The sequence below is a fragment of the Streptomyces sp. STAM6 genome (genome assembly GCF_054963715.1).
On sequence record NZ_JBUEFZ010000085.1, the window covers coordinates 1 to 1,447 of the forward strand.

Here is a 1,447-nt window from a genome sequence, read left to right on the forward strand (position 1 = left end):
GCGACGATCCGGCCAGCCAGGCCGTGCATCGCCTTCTCTCCCAGGAGGGGCCAGGGGCGTCCGGTCGGGGACGGCTCCGCCTCCTCGGCGCCGGGGTCGGCGCACTGTTCGTCGGTCACGCCGCCTCCGTGCGGGCCTGGTAAGTCAGATAGCGGCCGGGCTTGCCCGGGATGGCGATCGGGGGCCACCCGGGAGTGGCCTGCAGCTTGTGCGGGGGCTTCGGCCTGGCGGCCTGGTCCAGGGCGGCCCGGGTGCTGCGCAGCCAGAGCGGCGTGCGTGCCTGGTCGGCGTCCCGGAACCACTGGAGAAGCGCTTCCTCGTCGCCGTACTTGCGCCACTTCTCGGCGGCGTCCAGCACTGCGGCGAACCTCTTGGGGTCGTCAGGGTGCAGGGCGATCCACTCAGGGCTGGCGTACGGCGGGAAGTCGTCAGCGAAGTACGCGCTCTTAGACTCAGCCCACAGCTGGACAATGTCGCCCCACTCGATGCGCTCCATGCCGGTCTGTGGCACAGTGGAAGCCGACTGAGTGTCCACCACACAGTTCTCTTGAGGCGTCCGTGCTGCGAACACGGGCGCTTCTTCTTTTCCGTTCAAGCCGCTGCACCCCCGGCCGGCACGGTGCGCTCGTCCAGCCACTGCTCGATGGCGCTCCGCTTGTACCGGATGCGTCCGCCCTTCCCGGGGCTGGTCTTGATGTATTCGGGTCCGACACCGTTCCACCGCCAGTTCGCGAGCGTCTGCGGGCTGAAGCCGTAGGCGACCTGCACCTGCTTCGGCGTCATGAGTTCGTCGGTCACTTCACACTCCGAATGAGTTGTTTTCCGACTCGCTTGCGTCGATACTGGACGCATGACAGTGACAGTAGCAGACGGTTCGAGGCGGTTGAAGATTCCGCTGAGTCATACACTCGCGGGCATGACTGAGCAGCCGGCCCGCCCCCGAACGCAGATCACCGACCCGACCGGTCGTCACGTCGCACGGAACGTACGGCGGATCCGGGAATCCCGCGGATGGTCCACGTACGACCTGTCTCGACTCCTAAAGGAGGCGGGGCGCCCCATTTCCCCGTCCGCCATCGCCAAGGTGGAGCGCGCGGAGAGGCGAGTAGACGTGGGAGACCTTGCGGCCCTTGCCGCCATCTTCGGCGTATCGCCATCAGCACTGTTCCTGCCGATGACAGAACGGCCGGACGACCAAGTCGAGATCACCGGCGCGGGGCACGTCCCAGCGGAGGACGCCTGGGCGTGGGGCAACGGGTCCCGTCCCCTGCGGTACCAGGAAGGCAAGGAGCCGACTCAGCAGATGGAGCACCAGCTGTTCGGTGTACCCCAGTGGCTGCGTACGAGGGTGCAGGGGCCAGTCCAAGCACGCATGACCACGGAGGGATCCGCCCGGGTCGACGCGTTCCGTGAAGCGTTCCGCCAGGCACACGGCCGCCTGCCCGAC

3 protein-coding genes are annotated in these 1,447 nt (G+C 67.6%); 1 reads left to right on the forward strand and 2 read right to left on the reverse strand.

Annotation, left to right across the window (positions count from 1 at the left end):
- Window positions 1-115: 115 nt before the first annotated feature.
- Window positions 116-496, reverse strand: coding sequence for a hypothetical protein (locus ACY34K_RS33820; protein WP_462754098.1), 381 nt, complete (start codon window positions 494-496; stop codon window positions 116-118).
- A gap of 95 nt (window positions 497-591) precedes the next feature.
- Entirely contained in the window at window positions 592-798 is a 207-nt protein-coding gene (locus ACY34K_RS33825) for a helix-turn-helix transcriptional regulator (protein ID WP_462754099.1), read from the reverse strand.
- 118 nt (window positions 799-916) lie between these two features.
- Between ACY34K_RS33825 and ACY34K_RS33830 the strand changes: the two genes are divergently transcribed.
- Window positions 917-1,447: helix-turn-helix domain-containing protein (locus tag ACY34K_RS33830; RefSeq protein WP_462754101.1), on the forward strand; the 531-nt coding region annotated here is incomplete at its 3' end.